This window comes from Erwinia rhapontici, from assembly GCF_012271765.1.
Taxonomy (GTDB): domain Bacteria; phylum Pseudomonadota; class Gammaproteobacteria; order Enterobacterales; family Enterobacteriaceae; genus Erwinia; species Erwinia rhapontici.
Genome location: NZ_VRKO01000001.1, coordinates 1 through 19793, shown reverse-complemented (window position 1 = coordinate 19793; position 19793 = coordinate 1). Strand labels below are relative to the sequence as shown.

The 19793-nt window shown below is 53.7% G+C and carries 20 protein-coding genes; 11 read left to right on the top strand and 9 right to left on the bottom strand.

Features of this window, described 5'->3' with window-relative positions; all coding sequences use genetic code 11:
• Positions 1 to 56 precede the first annotated feature (56 nt).
• From dnaE to FVB43_RS00070, 6 genes are all read left to right on the top strand, one after another.
• The gene (dnaE, locus tag FVB43_RS00095) at positions 57 to 3539 is read left to right on the top strand and encodes a DNA polymerase III subunit alpha (RefSeq protein ID WP_167863199.1); all 3483 of its coding nucleotides are present in this window, start codon (positions 57 to 59) and stop codon (positions 3537 to 3539) included.
• Between the two features lie 12 nt (positions 3540 to 3551).
• Positions 3552 to 4511 carry an acetyl-CoA carboxylase carboxyl transferase subunit alpha gene (gene accA, locus FVB43_RS00090; protein WP_133842182.1) on the top strand — a complete coding sequence of 320 codons (960 nt, stop codon included), beginning with the start codon at positions 3552 to 3554 and terminating at the stop codon, positions 4509 to 4511.
• A 101-nt stretch (positions 4512 to 4612) separates the two neighbouring features.
• Complete coding sequence (locus FVB43_RS00085) at positions 4613 to 6763, top strand: lysine decarboxylase LdcC (RefSeq protein WP_167863198.1); 2151 nt, start codon at positions 4613 to 4615, stop codon at positions 6761 to 6763.
• A 90-nt stretch (positions 6764 to 6853) separates the two neighbouring features.
• On the top strand, positions 6854 to 7249 hold the full coding sequence (locus FVB43_RS00080; protein WP_133842180.1) for a VOC family protein: 396 nt from the start codon (positions 6854 to 6856) through the stop codon (positions 7247 to 7249).
• A gap of 53 nt (positions 7250 to 7302) precedes the next feature.
• A complete protein-coding gene (gene tilS / locus FVB43_RS00075; RefSeq protein ID WP_159336929.1) occupies positions 7303 to 8604 on the top strand; it encodes a tRNA lysidine(34) synthetase TilS in 1302 nt (433 codons plus the stop codon).
• A gap of 14 nt (positions 8605 to 8618) precedes the next feature.
• The gene (locus tag FVB43_RS00070) at positions 8619 to 8933 is read left to right on the top strand and encodes a c-type cytochrome (RefSeq protein ID WP_159336930.1); all 315 of its coding nucleotides are present in this window, start codon (positions 8619 to 8621) and stop codon (positions 8931 to 8933) included.
• Positions 8934 to 8970: 37 nt separating this feature from the next.
• Here the strand turns inward: FVB43_RS00070 and rof are convergent, their stop codons facing one another.
• Complete coding sequence (gene rof / locus FVB43_RS00065) at positions 8971 to 9237, bottom strand: Rho-binding antiterminator (RefSeq protein WP_133842177.1); 267 nt, start codon at positions 9235 to 9237, stop codon at positions 8971 to 8973.
• Positions 9221 to 9424 (bottom strand): YaeP family protein, encoded by a 204-nt coding sequence (locus tag FVB43_RS00060; protein WP_133842176.1) that lies wholly within the window; start codon positions 9422 to 9424, stop codon positions 9221 to 9223. Before FVB43_RS00060 ends, rof begins: the two co-directional genes overlap by 17 nt.
• 132 nt (positions 9425 to 9556) lie before the next feature.
• Between FVB43_RS00060 and FVB43_RS00055 the strand changes: the two genes are divergently transcribed.
• From FVB43_RS00055 to FVB43_RS00040, 4 genes are all read left to right on the top strand, one after another.
• On the top strand, positions 9557 to 10111 hold the full coding sequence (locus FVB43_RS00055; RefSeq protein ID WP_133842175.1) for a YaeQ family protein: 555 nt from the start codon (positions 9557 to 9559) through the stop codon (positions 10109 to 10111).
• Positions 10108 to 10524, top strand: coding sequence for an alternative ribosome rescue aminoacyl-tRNA hydrolase ArfB (gene arfB, locus FVB43_RS00050; protein ID WP_133842174.1), 417 nt, complete (start codon positions 10108 to 10110; stop codon positions 10522 to 10524). Before FVB43_RS00055 ends, arfB begins: the two co-directional genes overlap by 4 nt.
• Positions 10525 to 10550: 26 nt before the next feature.
• Positions 10551 to 10961 (top strand): copper resistance protein NlpE N-terminal domain-containing protein, encoded by a 411-nt coding sequence (locus tag FVB43_RS00045; protein ID WP_133842173.1) that lies wholly within the window; start codon positions 10551 to 10553, stop codon positions 10959 to 10961.
• Between the two features lie 337 nt (positions 10962 to 11298).
• Positions 11299 to 13155 carry a M48 family metallopeptidase gene (locus tag FVB43_RS00040; RefSeq protein WP_167863197.1) on the top strand — a complete coding sequence of 619 codons (1857 nt, stop codon included), beginning with the start codon at positions 11299 to 11301 and terminating at the stop codon, positions 13153 to 13155.
• 73 nt (positions 13156 to 13228) lie between these two features.
• Here FVB43_RS00040 and proS read toward each other — a convergent pair whose 3' ends face one another.
• From proS to metN, 6 genes are all read right to left on the bottom strand, one after another.
• The gene (proS, locus tag FVB43_RS00035; protein ID WP_133842171.1) at positions 13229 to 14947 is read right to left on the bottom strand and encodes a proline--tRNA ligase; all 1719 of its coding nucleotides are present in this window, start codon (positions 14945 to 14947) and stop codon (positions 13229 to 13231) included.
• Positions 14948 to 15037: 90 nt separating this feature from the next.
• On the bottom strand, positions 15038 to 15745 hold the full coding sequence (tsaA, locus tag FVB43_RS00030; RefSeq protein WP_133842170.1) for a tRNA (N6-threonylcarbamoyladenosine(37)-N6)-methyltransferase TrmO: 708 nt from the start codon (positions 15743 to 15745) through the stop codon (positions 15038 to 15040).
• Positions 15742 to 16146, bottom strand: coding sequence for an Rcs stress response system protein RcsF (rcsF, locus tag FVB43_RS00025; RefSeq protein ID WP_133842169.1), 405 nt, complete (start codon positions 16144 to 16146; stop codon positions 15742 to 15744). Before rcsF ends, tsaA begins: the two co-directional genes overlap by 4 nt.
• Before the next feature lie 140 nt (positions 16147 to 16286).
• Positions 16287 to 17102 (bottom strand): MetQ/NlpA family lipoprotein, encoded by an 816-nt coding sequence (locus FVB43_RS00020; protein ID WP_133842168.1) that lies wholly within the window; start codon positions 17100 to 17102, stop codon positions 16287 to 16289.
• Positions 17103 to 17138: 36 nt separating this feature from the next.
• Entirely contained in the window at positions 17139 to 17792 is a 654-nt protein-coding gene (locus FVB43_RS00015; protein ID WP_133842167.1) for a methionine ABC transporter permease MetI, read from the bottom strand.
• The gene (gene metN / locus FVB43_RS00010) at positions 17785 to 18816 is read right to left on the bottom strand and encodes a methionine ABC transporter ATP-binding protein MetN (RefSeq protein WP_133842166.1); all 1032 of its coding nucleotides are present in this window, start codon (positions 18814 to 18816) and stop codon (positions 17785 to 17787) included. The genes FVB43_RS00015 and metN overlap by 8 nt, the downstream gene beginning before the upstream one ends.
• 188 nt (positions 18817 to 19004) lie before the next feature.
• On the opposite strand from metN, the gene gmhB reads away from it, so the two are divergent.
• Positions 19005 to 19565, top strand: a complete 561-nt coding sequence (gene gmhB / locus FVB43_RS00005; protein ID WP_133842165.1) for a D-glycero-beta-D-manno-heptose 1,7-bisphosphate 7-phosphatase — start codon at positions 19005 to 19007, stop codon at positions 19563 to 19565.
• Between the two features lie 48 nt (positions 19566 to 19613).
• Here the strand turns inward: gmhB and FVB43_RS24530 are convergent.
• The coding region (locus tag FVB43_RS24530) for a hypothetical protein (protein WP_207105626.1) at positions 19614 to 19793 on the bottom strand (180 nt) is incomplete at its 5' end.

Sequence of the window (19793 nt, the reverse complement as noted above, 5' to 3'; positions counted from 1 at the left end):
CCGTTTCACGTTTGCAGAATAGTTAATCTTCTTCCTCTGTTTTAACAGGATCACCGATGGCCGAACCTCGTTTTATTCATTTACGCGTCCACAGCGACTACTCCATGATCGATGGGCTAGCCAAAACTGGCCCGTTGGTGAAAAACGCGGCAAAAATGGGCATGCCAGCCATCGCGATCACGGATTTCACCAACCTGTGTGGGCTGGTAAAATTTTACGGCACTGCACACGGTCAAGGCATGAAGCCGATTATTGGCGCAGATTTCAACGTCAGTAGTGAGGCCATGGGTGATGAGCTGTCCCAAATCACCGTACTGGCCGCCGATAACGACGGTTATCAAAACCTCACCTTGTTGATTTCCCGAGCCTACCAACGTGGCTACGGTCCGGCGGGCCCGACGATTGATCGGGACTGGTTGGTTGAGCATCAGCAGGGGATTATTTTATTGTCAGGCGGACGACGTGGCGATGTCGGTAAAATGCTGTTGCGCGGCAACACGGCGCAGGTCGCAGAGTGTCTGGCGTTTTATCAGCATCATTTTCCCGATCGCTACTACCTTGAACTGATTCGTACCGGTCGCCCGGACGAAGAAACGTACCTGCATGCTGCCGTTGCGCTGGCGATGGAGAACGCGATCCCGGTGGTCGCCACCAACGAAGTCTGTTTCCTGACGGAATCAGAATTCGATGCACATGAAATCCGCGTCGCCATCCACGATGGTTTTACCCTCGACGATCCAAAACGTCCGCGCAACTACAGTCCGCAGCAGTATATGCGTAGCAGTGAGGAGATGTGCGAGCTGTTCTCGGACATCCCGGAAGCGCTGGAAAACAGCGTGGAAATTGCCCGTCGTTGTAACGTCACTATCCGTCTGGGTGAGTACTTCCTGCCGCAGTTCCCGACGGGTGACATGACAACGGAAGATTTCCTGGTGGTGAAATCGAAAGAAGGGCTGGAAGATCGCCTGGCGTTTCTGTTCCCTGATGAGCAGGTGCGCGCCGAACGCCGCCCCGCCTATGATGAGCGCCTGGATATTGAACTCAACGTTATCAACCAGATGGGATTCCCTGGTTACTTCCTGATCGTGATGGAGTTTATCCAGTGGTCGAAGGATAACGATGTGCCAGTGGGGCCGGGACGTGGATCGGGTGCCGGTTCACTGGTGGCCTATGCGCTGAAAATTACCGACCTCGACCCGCTCGAATTTGATCTGCTGTTTGAACGTTTCCTCAACCCGGAACGTGTGTCGATGCCCGACTTCGACGTCGATTTCTGTATGGAAAAACGCGATCTGGTGATTGAGCATGTGGCTGAGATGTACGGGCGCCAGGCGGTTTCACAGATCATCACCTTTGGTACCATGGCGGCAAAAGCGGTCATCCGCGATGTCGGCCGCGTGCTGGGGCATCCTTACGGTTTCGTGGATCGCATCTCCAAACTGGTGCCACCTGACCCCGGTATGACGCTGGAAAAAGCCTTTGCCGCAGAACCGCAGCTGCCAGAAATCTATGAGGCAGATGAAGAGGTTAAAGCGCTGATCGACATGGCGCGCATTCTGGAAGGGGTGACGCGCAACGCCGGTAAGCATGCCGGGGGCGTGGTGATTGCGCCGACCAAAATTACTGATTTTGCCCCGCTCTACTGTGACGAAAATGGCCACCATCCGGTTACCCAGTTCGATAAGAACGATGTGGAATATGCCGGGCTGGTGAAATTTGACTTCCTGGGGCTGCGCACGCTGACGATCATCGACTGGGCGCTGGCGATGATCAACGCCCGTCGTGCGAAAGAAGGTAAAGATCCGATCGATATTGCGGCGATCCCGCTTGAAGATCAGAAAAGTTTCGATATGCTGCAACGCTCGGAAACCACGGCGGTGTTCCAGCTCGAATCACGCGGCATGAAAGACCTGATCAAACGCCTGAAGCCTGACTGCTTCGAGGATATGATCGCTCTGGTTGCCTTGTTCCGTCCCGGCCCGCTTCAGTCCGGCATGGTGGATAACTTCATTGACCGTAAACACGGGCGTGAGGCGATATCTTATCCGGATATTCAGTGGCAGCATGAGTCGCTGAAGCCCGTGCTGGAGCCGACCTACGGCATTATCCTCTATCAGGAACAGGTAATGCAGATCGCCCAGGTACTGGCAGGATACAGCTTAGGCGGGGCGGATATGCTGCGTCGTGCGATGGGTAAAAAGAACCCGGTTGAGATGGCCAAGCAGCGTGGCGGCTTTGAAGATGGGGCGAAATCACGCGGCATTGATGGCGAGCTGGCGGTTAAAATCTTCGACCTGGTGGAAAAATTCGCCGGGTACGGATTTAACAAATCTCACTCCGCCGCTTATGCGCTGGTCTCTTATCAGACTTTGTGGCTGAAAGCACACTATCCGGCTGAGTTTATGGCCGCCGTGATGACTGCCGATATGGACAACACCGAAAAGGTAGTTGGCCTGGTGGATGAGTGCTGGCGCATGGGGCTGAAGGTCTTACCGCCGGATATTAACTCCGGGCAGTACCAGTTCCACGTTAACGATAACGGCGAGATTGTTTACGGCATTGGCGCGATCAAAGGGGTGGGCGAAGGCCCGATCGAAGCCATCATTGACGCACGTAATGAGGGCGGGTATTTCCGCGAGCTGTTTGACCTCTGCGCACGCACCGATACCAAAAAGCTGAATAAGCGGGTGCTGGAAAAACTGATTATGTCCGGCGCGTTTGACCGTTTAGGTCCGCACCGCGCCGCCTTGATGAGCGCCTTACCGGATGCATTGAAAGCAGCCGACCAACATGCCAAAGCCGAAGCCATCGGCCAGGCAGATATGTTTGGTGTGCTGGCAGAAGCCCCGGAACAGGTAGAGAAGTCCTATTCGGACGTCACGCCATGGCCGGAACAGATTCAACTGGATGGCGAAAGAGAGACGTTAGGGCTTTACTTAACGGGTCACCCGATCAACCAGTACTTGAAAGAGATTGAGCGCTACGTCGGTGGACTGCGCCTGAAAGACATGCACCCGACCGAGCGTGGTAAGATGATCACCGCAGCCGGTCTGGTGGTGGCGGCCCGCGTCATGGTAACAAAACGCGGTAACCGTATTGGCATCTGCACCCTGGATGACCGTTCTGGTCGTCTGGAAGTGATGTTATTTACAGATGCGTTAGATAAGTTCCAGCATATGTTGGAGAAAGACCGTATCCTGATCGTCAGTGGGCAGGTCAGCTTCGATGACTTCAACGGCGGGCTTAAAATGATGGCCCGCGAGATGATGGACATTAATGAAGCACGTGAAAAATATGCACGTGGGCTTGCTATCTCGCTGACGGACAGGCAAATTGATGACCAGCTTTTGAACCGTCTCCGTCAATCCCTGGAACCCCATCGTTCGGGGACAATTCCGGTACATCTCTACTATCAGAGAGAGGATGCGCGGGCGAAGTTGCGCTTCGGTGCAACCTGGCGCGTGTCGCCGAGCGATCGTTTGCTGAACGATCTGCGATCGTTGATAGGATCGGAGCAGGTGGAACTGGAGTTTGACTAAAACAGGATTATTATGAGTCTTAATTACCTGGATTTCGAACAGCCAATCGCTGAGCTTGAAGCGAAAATTGATTCGCTCAAGTCGGTTGGCCGTCAGGATGAAAAACTGGATATTAATCTGGATGAAGAGATTCAGCGTCTGCGCGATAAAAGCGTTGAGCTGACCCGTAAAATCTTCTCAGATTTAGGTGCCTGGCAGATCGCGCAGCTTGCGCGTCATCCGCTGCGCCCGTATACGCTGGACTATGTTCGCAATGTGTTCACTGACTTTGACGAGCTGGCGGGCGATCGCGCCTATGCCGATGATAAAGCTATCGTTGGTGGTACTGCGCGTCTCGATGGCCGTCCGGTGATGATCATTGGTCATCAGAAAGGGCGTGAAACCAAAGAGAAAATTCGTCGTAACTTCGGCATGCCTGCGCCGGAAGGTTACCGTAAAGCGCTGCGCCTGATGGAGATGGCCGAGCGTTTTAATATGCCGATCATCACCTTTATCGACACCCCGGGTGCCTATCCTGGTGTGGGCGCAGAAGAGCGCGGTCAGTCTGAAGCCATCGCACGCAACCTGCGTGAGATGTCTGGCCTGACCGTGCCGGTTATCTGTACTGTTATCGGTGAGGGCGGTTCCGGTGGCGCACTGGCCATTGGTGTCGGTGACAAAGTGAACATGTTGCAGTACAGCACCTACTCGGTGATTTCGCCGGAAGGCTGTGCATCTATTCTGTGGAAAAGCGCCGACAAAGCGCCACTGGCCGCAGAAGCGATGGGCATCATTGCACCGCGTCTGAAAGAGCTGAAGCTGATTGATACTGTGATCCCGGAACCCCTGGGCGGCGCACACCGCAACCCACTGGCGATTGGTGTGTCACTGAAGGCCCAGCTGCTTGCCGATCTGGCCGATCTCGATACCTTCACGAAAGAAGAGTTGTTGGATCGCCGCTACCAACGTCTGATGAGCTACGGCTACGCCTGATCGTTCAGCATTCGTTACCCAAAGGGCCAGACATTGTCTGGCCCTTTTTGTTTTGCGTCCACTATGCTTACACACTGGAGCAAACCGACCAGGAGGCCACATTGAATATTATCGCGATCATGGGACCGCATAACGCATTCTATAAAGATGAACCCATCCGTGAACTCGACGCTACGTTAAAAAACCAGGGTTTTCAGACCATCTATCCGCACGATGCCAGCGACCTGCTGAAGCTGATTGAACACAACCCGCGCATCTGTGGCGTGGTGTTTGACTGGGACGAATACAGTCTCGAACTCTGCCGTGATATCAACCAGTTAAATGAGTATCTGCCGCTATACGCCTTTATCAACACCCACTCGACGATGGATGTCAGCATTAACGAAATGCGCATGACCCTCTGGTTCTTTGAATATGCCCTGAATGCGGCCGATGACATTGCTCAGCGCATACGGCACTACACCGATGAATACATCGATACCATCACGCCACCCCTGACCAAAGCGCTGTTTACCTATGTGAAGGAGGGTAAATACACCTTCTGTACGCCAGGGCATATGGCAGGAACGGCGTTCCAGAAAAGCCCGGTGGGCAGCCTGTTCTATGATTTCTTTGGTGCCAATACGCTGAAGGCGGATATCTCGATTTCCGTCACAGAACTGGGATCGCTACTCGACCACACCGGCCCGCATCTTGAAGCTGAAGAGTATGTCGCGCGCACCTTCGGTGCCGAACAGAGCTATATGGTCACCAATGGCACCTCGACGTCGAATAAAATCGTCGGTATGTACGCCGCCCCCGCAGGCAGCACCATGCTGGTGGATCGTAACTGCCATAAGTCGCTCACCCATTTGTTGATGATGAGCGATATCATCCCGATCTGGCTGAAACCGACGCGTAACGCGCTGGGTATTCTTGGCGGCATCCCGAAACGTGAATTCACCAAAGAGAGTATTGCCCTGAAAGTCGCGCAAACACCGCGTGCCAGCTGGCCGGTCCATGCGGTGATCACCAACTCGACGTATGACGGATTGCTGTATAACACGCAGTACATCAAAGAGACGCTGGATGTGCCGTCTATCCACTTTGATTCTGCCTGGGTGCCCTATACCAACTTTCACCCGATCTACCAGGGACTCAGCGGTATGAGCGGAGAGCGCACGCCGGGTAAGGTGATCTATGAAACCCAGTCGACGCACAAACTATTGGCGGCCTTTTCACAGGCCTCGCTGATTCATATTAAAGGTGACTATGACGAGCAAACCTTTAATGAAGCCTACATGATGCACACCACGACGTCCCCCAACTACGCGATTGTGGCTTCTATTGAGACGGCGGCAGCGATGCTGCGTGGTAATCCGGGTAAGCGTCTGATTAATCGGTCAGTGGAGCGGGCACTGCATTTTCGTCGCGAAGTTCAGCGTCTGCGCGAAGAGTCTGAGGGCTGGTTCTTTGATATCTGGCAGCCGGAAGGCGTCGATGAACCAGAATGCTGGGCGATTCAGCCCGGGGACGAGGAGTGGCACGGTTTCCGCGATGCAGATGCTGACCATATGTATCTCGACCCGATCAAAGTCACGATCCTGACACCAGGGATGAGCGAACTGGGTGAGATGGCAGAAGAGGGGATACCGGCGGCGCTGGTGGCGAAGTTCCTCGATGAACGTGGTGTGGTGGTGGAAAAAACCGGGCCATACAATTTGTTGTTCCTGTTCAGCATCGGTATTGATAAGACCAAAGCGATGAGCGTCCTGCGCGGGCTGACCGAATTTAAGCGCTCGTACGATCTTAACCTCCGGGTGAAAAACATGCTGCCGGATCTGTATGCAGAAGATCCCGATTTTTACCGCACTATGCGTATTCAGGATCTGGCGCAGGGGATCCATACGCTGATCCGCCAACACGATCTGCCGCGTCTGATGTTACAGGCCTTTGCCACATTGCCCGAGATGAAGCTCACACCACATCATATGTTTCAGCAGCAGGTGAAGGGCAATATCGAAACAGTAGATATCAGTGAGCTGGTGGGGCGTGTCTCGGCCAATATGATCCTGCCTTATCCTCCCGGCGTACCCGTGGTGATGCCGGGCGAGATGATCACCGAGCAGAGCAGGGCAGTGCTCGATTTTCTCCTGATGTTGTGCGCTATCGGCAAACACTATCCGGGGTTTGAGACCGATATTCACGGCGCGAAGCTCACCGATGAGGGGCAATATCTGGTGCGCGTGCTAAAGGACGACGTAGAGATTTAACCCAAGATCCAGAATCGTGCCATTGTCGCTGTCAGGCCTGGCGGTTAAGGTCGTCAGGCATGTATTTATCAGGAGCATTCAGGAGCCACAATGTCAGGTTTACAGTTAAAAAAAGTCCATCACGTGGCAATCATTGCCGGGAATTATGCGGTGAGTAAGGCATTTTACTGCGATATCCTGGGGTTCGGCCTGATGGGCGAAGTGTATCGCGAGGAGCGCGATTCGTGGAAAGGGGATCTGACGCTAAACGGTGAGTACATTATTGAGCTGTTCTCCTTCCCGCACCCCCCTGCACGACCAACTCAGCCTGAAGCCTGCGGTCTGCGCCATCTGGCATTTAGCGTGGAGGATGTTGATGCGGCGAAACGACAACTGGAAGCACACGGCGTGTCCTGTGAGGTGATCCGTATTGACCCGCTGACCGGTAAGCGCTTTACCTTCTTTAATGATCCGGATGGATTGCCGTTAGAGTTGTATCAGGCTTAAAATACCCCTCTGCTAAACCCGGCTTTTTGTCGGGTTCTTCTTTCAGGAAAGCCATGTCATCCCTTGCCCATCTTGAAGCCACACTGGCGAATGAGCACAGCCTGCTGCTGGCCTACAGTGGTGGGCTCGACTCCAGCGTATTGCTGCATCAACTGGTGTTGCTCAGACAGCAGCGTCCGGCGTTGCAGCTGCGGGCGGTGCATATTCATCATGGCCTCAACCCGTTGGCGGAGAGTTGGGTCGCGCACTGTCAGCAGCAGTGTGCACGCTGGCAGGTGCCACTGGAGGTGGTCTATGTCAGTGTGGATGCACGTCAGGGGGGGGTTGAAGCAGCCGCACGTACCGCACGCTATCTGGCCTTCCGTCAGCGGCTGCGGGCGGGGGAAACGCTGTTAACCGCCCAGCATCAGGACGATCAGAGCGAAACCCTGTTACTGGCGCTGAAGCGGGGCAGTGGGCCGGCTGGATTGGCGGCGATGCCGGAACAACACTGGCTGGGCGAACACCGGCATCTGCGTCCCTTGCTGACACACAGTCGTCAGCAACTGGAGGAGTGGGCCGAACAGCACCAGCTGATGTGGATTGAGGATGACAGCAACAGCGATGCGCGCTATGACCGGAATTTTCTGCGCCTCGAGGTGATGCCAATGCTGAATGCCCGCTGGCCGCACTTCTCACGTGCGGTGGCCCGCAGCGCAGCGCTGTGTGGCGAGCAGGAACAACTTCTGGATGAGTTACTGGCGGAGTCACTGGATTCGCTGATGGATGCATCCGGCACGTTGTCGATTCTCCCGATGCTGGAGATGAGTGAAGCCCGGCGCTTTGCCCTGCTGCGGCGCTGGATTGCGCATCAGCAGGGCAGTATGCCCTCGCGCGATGCGCTGCGGCGTGTATGGCAGGAGGTGGCCTGTAGCCGTGAGGATGCAGAGCCGCGTTTTCGGCTCGGGCAGAACGAGGTACGCCGTTTTCGTGGCCGTCTTTACTGGTTGCCATTACTGACATCGTTAAGCGAGCACGCGCTGCCGTGGCCGGATAGAGCACAACCGCTACAGCTGCCTGACGGGCTAGGGCAGTTGGAACAGCATAATGATGGTCTGGCGCTGCGGCGCCCCCTTTCCGGTGAGGCGGTCAGCGTACGCTTCCAGGCACAGGGATCGTTGCATATCGTCGGACGCGCAGGCAGTCGCCCGCTGAAAAAACTGTGGCAGGAACTGGCGGTGCCGCCGTGGCAGCGGGGTCGAATACCGCTGATTTTTTATGGCGACCGTCTGATTGCCGCCGCTGATTTTTTTGTCACCCGTGACGGTGCCCCAACGGCTGCGGATACGGACTGGTTTGTGTACTGGCGTCGCTAAATATTGAGAGAGTCATGATAATTATCAGAGTGATGGTGTTGCTGCTGCTGAGTGGTAGCCTGCCCGCCCTGGCCGCAGGAGACAGCGGCGCCGGGCAGGAAAAATCAGCGCGTTGTATGGCCTGCCACGGAACAGAAGGAAAAGCATCGGCACCGATCTACCCCAACCTTGCCGGGCAGCATGCGCCTTATCTGGCTCAGGCATTGCAGGCGTATAAAAGTGGGGCACGCAGCGGCGGCCAGGCGGAAGTGATGAAAGCGTTTGTTGCCGGGCTGAGTGATGACGATATTGATGATTTAGCAGCGTATTATGCGGGGCTGAAGCCCTGAGAAGAGAGGCGGATCGACGATCCGCCTGACTGGGAGACTAATCGGATTCACTCACCACCACGGTACCGAGGTCGGGGTGGCTGAAGCTGGCAATATGGTCGAGGCGGAGATCGCGGTTTTCTCCGGCAATGTCAATGCTCAGGTATTCCACGTTCTTTCGCGACACCATATCTTTGGCCTTTGCCTTAAGCTGTTCACCGTCTTTTAACGCCAGTGTCAGCATCCAGTTGTTCTGGCAGGCGAGTTCCAGGTTGTCATAGTCATCACAGTTGATCGGTTTGTAGGCTTCATCTTTCGTCAACATAGTCGCTCACCAATAAGTTCGCGGCAGCAAACGCTGCCTTTTCCCTGATGGAAGACGGTAGCACAGGATCGCCCGCTACTTCATCAAGCGCTTTCAACACGCACGCTAATGCGTCAGGCACGTATCCCAGGTCGCCACTGCCTATTTCGGCATATTTCCGGCGAACTAATTCACAATACTTTTGCACATGCACCCCCTTCCGAGTTTTCTCTGGCGATTATCCGACTATAGCACAGGCATTTACGGGAAATCAGCCTGCGAGCGGGTGATTTGCTTCGTCATCAGGTTACAATAGCGGGTAACTGAGATAAGGATCCTTATGGCACTGAAAGCAACGATTTATAAAGCCACGGTTAACGTCGCAGACATGGACCGCAATGTATTTATCGATAATACCCTGACGCTGGCCCGCCACCCTTCGGAAACCGAAGAGCGTTTGATGCTGCGTCTGCTGGCCTGGCTGGTTCATGCGAATGAGCGTTTGACCTTTACGCGTGGACTGAGCGCAGAAGATGAGCCAGAAATCTGGCAGCTGAACGATCATGGTGGGATTGATGTTTGGGTGGATCTCGGTCTGCCAGATGAGCGCAGAATTAAAAAGGCCTGTAGTCGCTCTCAACATGTCTGGCTGTACACCTATAACTGGCGCGCGGCACAGCCCTGGTGGCAGCAGCATCAAAACAAACTGACCCAGCATGATAATCTGACGATACGTTACCTCAATGACGAGCAACTGAGTGCTCTGACGCAACTGGCATCACGCTCAATGACGTTACAGGCCACTATTCAGGACGGCACTATCTGGCTCTCTGATGAGACTCATCATCTGGAAATTCAGTTTGAGCAGTGGCTGGAGGCAGGAAAAAGGGTATGATTGTATTATCACGTAGCGTCACTATTCCTGATGCCGAAATCGAAATCACCGCGATCAGAGCGCAGGGAAACGGTGGTCAGAACGTGAATAAAAGTTCGACGGCAATCCATTTGCGCTTTGATATTCGGCGCTCCAGCCTGCCGGTGTTTTATCAGGAAAGGATGATGGCTGTCAGCCACCATCTGATCACTCCCGAAGGCATTGTGATTATTAAGGCGCAGGAATATCGCAGCCAGGAGATGAATCGTGAGGCGGCATTAAAGCGGCTGGAGAATTTGATTCTTGAGCTTACCGTGGTGGAGAAAACCCGCCGCGCAACGCGTCCGACGCTGGCATCAAAAAAGCGTCGGCTGGAAGGTAAAGCGCATAAGGCCTCAACCAAATCGCTGCGGGGTAAAGTTCGCGGCGACTGACTTGTTTATTTTTTGCAGGAGCGACTATGAAAGCTGTTGTTCTCACGCTGTTTGCCACACTGGCATTGGGCGCGTTATTTGGCTGTAATAACCGACAAAACGCACAACAACCCTCACCGCTGGAGCCGATGCAGCAGAGTTATAGCGGGTTGCTGCCCTGCGGACCTGCCTGTCAGGACAGTGAATCCTCGTTGTTCCTGGCGGCCGATGGCAGTTATGTGCTGGAGCAGCGTGCGGGCGGAGAGAGTACGCTACGTAGTGCGCAGTATGGTAAATGGGCGCGCACGGCTGATACGCTGACGCTGGTGGCCATGAACGGTGAGAAACAACGTTTTCGCCCCACGGAAAATGGCCTCGACGTGATTTCCTGGCGCTCGGTGGCAATGAACAGTCAGCATCCTTATCATCTCACGGCGAATAACCGTAAGGTGTTATAAAAGTCCCTTAAATCATCCCGTATTTATTAACGTGATGCATTTCCGGGATTAAGTGGAATTAACTCAAATTAATATGGCCATTGTAGAACAGAACGATTCTCTGCAATGGTCATGGCGCACTTCCCCAGGTAAATAATCCTAAAACGTGGCTAACCTCTTGTTGCTTCGGTTCATTTATCGTTTTATATCCTCGTTCTGACCTTTATTATCCAATATAGCTGAAGCACGCCAGAGAAGGATCTCACGCCATTTCCCATTATGTCGGGAGATCACTCTTTCGGTATTGCCTGATATAAGCAGCTTTGTCTTCTTACACACAGTTTGCGAGTTTATAATTTTGAATCAATTAACGGCATTGAAAAAAGGCTATGCAAAAGTCTTCCTGTGGCTTTTAGTCACGCTTTTCCTGATCCCCACTATTACGCTGGTTTTTGCTGAATACGGCACACGCCAGCTCGATCAGGAATACAGCGAAATTTTTATTGATGATGCCCGCGGGCAAGGTCAGGACGTCAATAAACTGACTGCTTTCCTGCAACAGAATCCCCCTTCCAGCGTTTGTGGTGTGGTACCGGACGATCTGCTCGACTATCAGGGGGCGGTTTGTGCAGAGAAGTCAGAGCTGTGGCAGTTCTGGATGATGGATAAAGTTGCCTTCTGGACGTTGGTGGGCGGTGTCGCCATGCTGCTGATGATTGTTCTGTTCAGCGTGCTGGCATTTAAAAATCGTCAGGGACAGTTGCAAAGCCTGACGCTGGCACGTCCCTTCCTGATGCTGGCCAGTGCGCTGGAAGTGCTGGTGCAGGGAGGTATGCTGGTCTGGCTCTCCTTCTGGGGAACGGCATTCTTTACCCAAACCTATTATCCGAAGCTGGTTATGGCGATGGGCCTGCTGGTGCTGGTCGCGATGTTCTATATGATCAGAGGCATCTTCAAAAAGCTGCCACGTGATGAGGATGTTGAAGGTGAAGTGGTCACGCGCGAAGCCGCACCTGAACTCTGGGCACGCATTGATGCACTGGCGTCGCAGGTGGGGACCACGCCGCCGGATCATATTATTGCGGGTATCGATACCAACTTTTATGTTACTGAAGCGCCTCTCAGCGTGAATGAGCAGGCACTGAATGGTCGCAAACTGTACGTCAGTATTCCCTTGCTGCGCCAGCTAACTACGGCACAGGCAGATGGCGTGATGGTGCATGAATTAACGCACCTGCATGAGGGGGATACCGCCTCGGGTGCCCTGCTGGGGCCGAAGCTGCATCGCTTCGATCAGTACATTCATCTGATGAGCAGCGATGTGTCTACGCTGGTGGTGTTCTATCCGCTCTGCCTGTATCGCATGCTGTTTGAACTGGCGTGGCAGCGTAACAGCCGTGAGCGCGAATTTGTGGCTGACCGCAGTGCCGCAAACGTAATTACCCCGGCGGCGATCGTCGAGTCGCTGATTAAAATCTCGGCCTATGCCAGCTATCGTAGTGAAGTTGAGCAAATGCTGTTTGAAAATAAAACCCTGCATGGGAATGAGCTGGGGATCAGTAAAGCGATTGCCATTGGCCTGCCTCAGCACGTTAATTCACCTGACTTTATTAGCGTGATGCGTGAACAGAACGTACCGCATCCGTTCGATTCGCATCCGCCGCTGGCCGATCGCATGCGCAATGTCGGTTATACGATCGACGAAACGTGTTATGCCGCAATCGCGGCGGAACTGCCGACGGAGAGCTGGGTCGACCTGATGCCAGTGGCGTCAGACATTGAACAACACCTTTGGCAGAAATATGAGCAGGATTTCTCATCTGCTCATGAACAGAGCCTTGCATGGCGTTATGAGCCGGAAGGTGAAGAAGAGACGGCGTTGGTACTGAAGCATTTCCCACCGGCGGCCTGGACGCTGAAAGACGGCAACCCGATTGAGATTACGTATCAGGGGATTGTGAAGCCAGGGACCGCTGAACTGTTACCGTGGGATAATATTAAAAATATCAATGTGATTCGCCGTTTCGGCACTGACGTGCTTTATCTACAACATGTTCAGCCTAATGCAGCGGGTAAAAAACGCACTGAGATCCGTTTGCCTGGGGTGAAGAAGGATATTGAGGTATTTAAATACACACTGAGTCACTACTGGCAGCGCCATCAGACAATGCGGGCGTTACAGGAACAAGACCAGGCTCTGGCAGCGCAAAGCTAAAAGCTAAAACGAAAAAGCCACCGCATGCGGTGGCTTTTTTATGTCTGATCGCTTTGGTCAGTAGTCGTGGATCTTAAACCGCCAGCTCACTCACCAGGAAATCAACGATTTCATTGGTTTTGATCATACGTTTCTCACCGGCACGACGCGCTTTATACTCAACTTCTTCGCTATCGAGGTTACGGTCGCCAATCACGATGGTATGCGGTACGCCAATCAGTTCCATATCGGCAAACATCACACCCGGGCGCTCTTTGCGGTCGTCGAGGATCACATCAATCCCTTTAGCACGCAGAGTGGCATATAGCTCTTCCGCCAGCTCTTTCACGCGGAATGACTTCTGCATGTTCATTGGCAGGATGGCCACCTGGAAAGGTGCCAGCGCAGGAGACCAGATAATGCCGCGCTCATCGTGGTTCTGCTCAATGGCCGCCGCAACGATGCGCGTAATACCAATCCCGTAGCAGCCCATGGTCATAATCTGGTTACGGCCGTCTTCACCCTGTACCGATGCTTTCATCGCTTCAGAGTACTTGGTGCCCAGCTGGAAGATATGGCCAACTTCAATACCGCGTTTGATCAACAGCGTACCTTTCCCATCCGGGCTGGCATCACCTTCGACCACATTGCGGATATCCGCAACGCGTGGCAGCGGCAAATCGCGCTCCCAGTTGATGCCTTTCAGGTGCTGTCCGTCAATATTGGCACCTGCGCTGAAATCGCTCATCGCTGCCACAGTACGGTCTGCAATGATCGGCATGTTCAGGCCTACCGGACCGAGGGAGCCAGGGCCCGCGTTAACCAGCGCACGGATTTCTTCTTCTGTTGCGAAGGTCAGCGGGGCAGCAACGATATCAATATGTTCCGCTTTCACTTCATTCAGCTCATGATCGCCACGAACCAGCAGGGCAACCAGCGTATGGCCGCTCTCTTTGGTTGCCTGCACCATCAGTGTCTTGACGGTTTTCTCGATCGGCAACCCAAACTGTTCTACCAGTTCGGCGATGGTTTTTGCATTTGGCGTGTCGAACTGCACCATCGGTTGTGTGGCGGTTGCACGGCCACCGGCAGGGGCGACTGCTTCTGCTTTTTCAATATTGGCGGCGTAGTCAGATTCGGTAGAGAACACCACATCGTCTTCACCGCTCTGCGCCAGCACCTGGAACTCATGGGAGGCGCTGCCGCCGATAGAGCCGGTATCTGCATCAACGGCGCGGAAGTCCAGCCCCATACGGCTGAAACTCTGGCTGTAGGCACGATACATCGCATCGTAGGTTTCCTGCAGCGACTCCTGCGAAGTATGAAACGAGTAGGCATCTTTCATGATGAATTCACGTGAGCGCATTACACCAAAGCGTGGACGCACTTCATCACGGAATTTAGTCTGGATCTGGAACAGGTTCAGCGGTAATTGCTTATAGGAGCTGAGTTCGTTACGGATCAGATCGGTAATCACTTCTTCATGCGTTGGGCCGAGAACAAACGGGCGCTCGCCACGGTCAACGAAGCGCAGTAACTCCGGGCCATATTGCTCCCAACGACCACTCTCCTGCCACAGATCCGCAGGCTGAACGACGGGCATAGAAATCTCAATTGCACCGGCGTTGTTCATCTCTTCGCGCACGATGTTTTCAACTTTTTTCAGCACCCGTAAACCGGTCGGCAACCAGGTGTACAGACCGGAGGCCAGTTTACGGATCATCCCGGCGCGCAGCATCAGCTGGTGGCTGATCACTTCAGCGTCGGCAGGTGTCTCCTTCAGAGTGGAGAGCAGGTATTGAGTAGTACGCATGAATTACGATTCCATATGAACGCATAAAGCCAAAAAACGTGGACGCTAGTGTACCAGCGTGTCAGGTGAGTCAAAAGATGCCGGGAGAAATTAACGCGGGTCGATGGCGATAACTTCCGTACCGGACTGGGTCACGCGCCAGCGTACATTGAATTCCAGCAGCCAGGCGGCATATTCCCGGTCCGGTTCTTCGCCTTTGCGATATGCTGGCCGGGGATCCTGAGCCAGCACCTGAGCGATAAAGCGTTCAAGGTGCGGATAGTGCCGCTGATGCTGTTGTAACTGCTGTTGTGCCGGGAGGCTGAAGCAGACCGGCATATCGGCATCGGGGGCTTGCTGGGCAAACCCGGCGCGCGCTTCGGGGAGCGCCTCGGCAAACGGCAGATAAGGTTTGATATCCACGATGGGCGTGCCGTCAACCAGGTCGAGGCTGCCTAATTCGAGGATCACCTGCTGCTGTTCACAACGAACGCCCTTTAACTCAACCAGCGACATGCCGATAGGATTTGGACGGAAGGTTGAGCGGGTGGCAAACACACCCATGCGCGCATTACCCCCTAACCGCGGTGGCCGTACGGTAGGCCGCCAGCCGCCTTCCATCGTCTGATGAAAAACAAACAACAGCCAGAGATGACTGAATGCTTCAAGCCCACGTACGGCTTCCGGCTGGTTATAAGGCGCTTGCAGATGCAGCTCGCCGCCACCATCCTGTATCAAACCAGGCTGACGGGGAACGGCAAATTTCTCCTTCCACGGTGAATGGATCACGCCAATCTGATCGAAGGAGAAACGACTCATTGATTGCTGACTTTGAGGGCTGAACCCTGGCATACGGCCTGACGCACGCAGCCCTGAGCGCCACTCACGATCTCACATTTATGTACCAGCACCGCATTGGCTTTCATACCGGATGCCCGGATCTGCAGACGTTTACGTGCGGTGGCGAGATTCGGTGGTGAATCCTGTGCGCTGCTCTGGCAATCTTCGCCATAGACTTCGCCCAGGTCAGCAAAAGGTTTGCTAACGAGGTCAGCAGGGTCGGTATACAGTTTTACCGGGGCAGGGCGGGCTGCGGGTTTCGACTGAGATGCGCCAGTTTGCGTAGACTGTGGAAAAGGTTTCACAGGCTCATAGGGCCGTGGTACCAACGAGCACCCTGTCAGCGTTAGCGCTAACAAACAGAGCGGTAAAACACGCATGGGAAAATCCTCACGATCGGTAAAAGTGGCGTTATTGAAGCAAGCCGGGAGGGAAATAACAAGCGGAGAGCGTACAGTCTGGCACGTATGGACGATGAGAATGTGATAGCGGGCGGCAGAAGCCACCCGCATTGGTTAAATTACCAGCCTTTCACTGCGCCGCCGTTGAACACTTTGTTCGCTGCGTCGTTAACTTCATCTGACTGATAAGCCTGTACGAATTTCTTCACGTTTTCCGCGTCTTTATTATCTTCGCGGGCAACGAGCAGGTTTACGTACGGCGAGTTTTTATCTTCAACGAAGATGCCGTCTTTTGCTGGCGTCAGGTTAATCTGGCTGGCGTAAGTGGTGTTGATCACTGCCAGGGCAATTTGCTGATCGTCCAGGGAACGTGGCAACTGCGGTGCTTCCAGTTCAACCAGTTTCAGGTTTTTCGGGTTCTCAACCACATCCAGTGAGGTTGGCAGCAGGCCAACACCCTCTTTCAGTTTGATCAGGCCCACTTTCTGCAGCAGAAGCAGTGAACGACCCAGGTTGGTTGGGTCGTTAGGGATAGCCACCTGTGCACCGTTTTGCAGTTCATCCAGCGTTTTAATCTTTTTCGAGTAACCCGCAATCGGATAAACGAAGGTGCTGCCTACAGAAACCAGCTTGTAACCGCGATCTTTGATCTGCTGGTCCAGGTAAGGTTTATGCTGGAAGGCGTTAAGGTCGATATCGCCTTTGCTCAATGCTTCGTTAGGCAGTACGTAATCGTTGAAGGTCACCAGCTCAACATCCAGGCCGTATTTATCTTTTGCCACTTTCGCGGCGACTTCAGCTACCTGCTGCTCGCTACCCACGATCACACCCACTTTAATGTGGTTTGGATCTTTCTCTTTCTGATCGCAGCCAGCCAGTGCCAGAGTACCGATAAGTGCGCCAACAGCGGCAAGCGTTTTAACGTTAAAAGACATATCCCTTCCTTAAATAGAGAGAAATTACTGTTGTGTTTACTTGTGGCTAACCGCACGAACAATGCGATCGCCACAGAACTGAATCAAATACACCAAAACAACCAGCAGAACCAATACCGTATTCATCACTGTCGCGTTGTAACCGATATAGCCGTACTGATAGCCAATCTGACCCAGACCGCCTGCGCCGACGGCGCCACCCATTGCTGAGTAACCGACCAGGGTAATCAGAGTAATAGTAGCGGCATTCACCAGACCTGGCAGTGCTTCAGGCAGCAGAACCTTACGGATAATCTGCAAAGGTGTGGCACCCATGGCGCGTGATGCTTCAATCAGGCCGGTAGGTAATTCAAGCAGGGCATTCTCAACCATACGGGCAATAAAGGGTGCTGCGCCTACGGTGAGCGGAACAATCGCGGCCTGCAGACCGATTGAGGTACCGACGATAATCCGGGTGAAGGGGATCATCCAGACCAGCAGGATAATGAAAGGAATCGAGCGGAAGATATTCACCGCGGCTGACAGCACGCGATAAAGCTTCGCGTTCGCCACGATCTGCCCTGGACGGGTAACATAAAGAAGCACACCCACTGGTAGCCCCAGCACAAAACCGAAAAAGCCGGAGACAAAGGTCATCATCAGGGTTTCCCAGATGCCGCGGCCCATTAACCACATCATCGCCTCAGACATAACCTAGTACCTCTATCTTCACATGGTGCTCTTGCAGGAACGCGATGGCCGCTTGAGTATCGGCTGACTCACCGTGGATTTCGGCCAGCATAATGCCGAACTTCACGCCACCGGCGTAATCCATCTGCGCGCTGATAATATTGTTGTTCACATTGAAACGGCGTGCTGACTCGGACAGCAGCGGGGCATCCACTGACTGACCGGTGAACTCCAGGCGTAATAAAGGAACGGTTGTTGCGCTGGGTTCTGGGGAGAGACGTTTCAGGTAGTCTTCCGGGATATCCAGATGCAGCGTTGATTGAATAAACTGTTGGGCCAGCGGCGTCTTTGGATGAGAGAACACTTCACTCACCGTATCCTGCTCAATCAACTCACCGTTGCTGATGACCGCAACGCAATCGCAGATACGTTTCACCACGTCCATCTCATGAGTGATCAGCAGGATGGTGATCCCAAGACGACGGTTGATGTCTTTCAGCAATTCAAGAATGGAACGGGTGGTCGCCGGGTCCAGCGCGCTGGTGGCTTCGTCACACAGCAGCACTTTGGGGTTGCTGGCCAGCGCACGGGCAATGGCCACGCGCTGCTTCTGCCCGCCGGAGAGATTGGCAGGCCAGGCATCGTGTTTATCCGCCAGGCCAACCAGGTCAAGTAATTCACTGACACGGGCTTTAATCTCAGCCTTTGACAGGTTGCCCAGCTCCAGCGGCAGTGCAACGTTACCGGCGACGGTACGTGAGTTCAGCAGGTTGAAGTGCTGGAAGATCATGCCAATCTGGCGACGCGCCAGTGTTAACTGGCTTTCTGATAGTGTGGTGAGATCCTGGTTATCAACCAGCACGCTGCCGGAAGTTGGACGCTCCAGCAAATTGACGCAGCGGATTAAGGTGCTTTTACCTGCACCGGAAGCGCCGATCACGCCATAAATTTGTCCGGCGGGCACATGCAGGCTGACATCAGACAGCGCTGTAATCGTGCGTGAACCCTGCTGGAACACTTTGGTGATATTTGAAAGTTTAATCATTGATTTATTTATTATCGTGATGGGAGTTATCCGTGGCATTCATTATAACGGCATCCCGCATTGAAGGGACTGGATGGATGGTAGGGCATCCAGACGTCTAAATCAATCGAAGTCATTCAATCTGCCATTCTCTCTTTTATGGTAGTGATGCGATACACTACGGCAAATTTTGTAGCAGGAGTTACTACGTGGCTGAGAAAGTCCCCGCAATTTTCCTCGATCGGGATGGCACCATTAATGTCGATCACGGTTATGTGTTTGAAAGCGACAACTTTGAGTTTATTGATGGTGTGATTGATGCCATGCGTGAACTGAAAGAAATGGGCTTTGCGCTGGTGCTGGTGACAAACCAGTCCGGTATCGCGCGCGGCTTGTTTACCGAAGATCAGTTTATGCATCTGACCGAATGGATGGACTGGTCGCTGGCCGACCGCGATGTCGATCTGGATGGCATCTATTTCTGTCCGCATCATCCGGAAGCAATAGTAGAAGAGTTACGTCAGTCATGTGATTGCCGTAAGCCGCAGCCGGGAATGTTCCTGACCGCGCAGCAGGAGCTGAACATCGATATGGCCGCTTCTTATATGGTTGGCGATAAGATTGAGGACATGCAGGCCGCTTTAGCTGCCGGAGTCGGTAAAAAAGTACTGGTTCGTAGCGGGAAGCCTGTCACTGCTGAAGGCGAGAGTGCAGCGGATTGGGTGCTTAATAGCCTGAAAGAGCTGCCTGGACGTATCAAACAGGGCTAAAAAGCAGCGTTTCGCTGGAACTTTCAGCAGGCAGTGAAAAAGTTGAGATTACTGCTTGCGTTCCCGGAGCGCCTGTCTATAATGCGCAACCACTGAGACGGCACAACGGCTTACGGCCAGCGGCTCAGGAGGTTCAGGAAGCATCTGAACCGCCGGAAAAAACTTCTCAAAAAGAAGTTGACTCCGAAGGAGGAAAGCGTAATATACGCCACCTCGCAACAGGAAGCT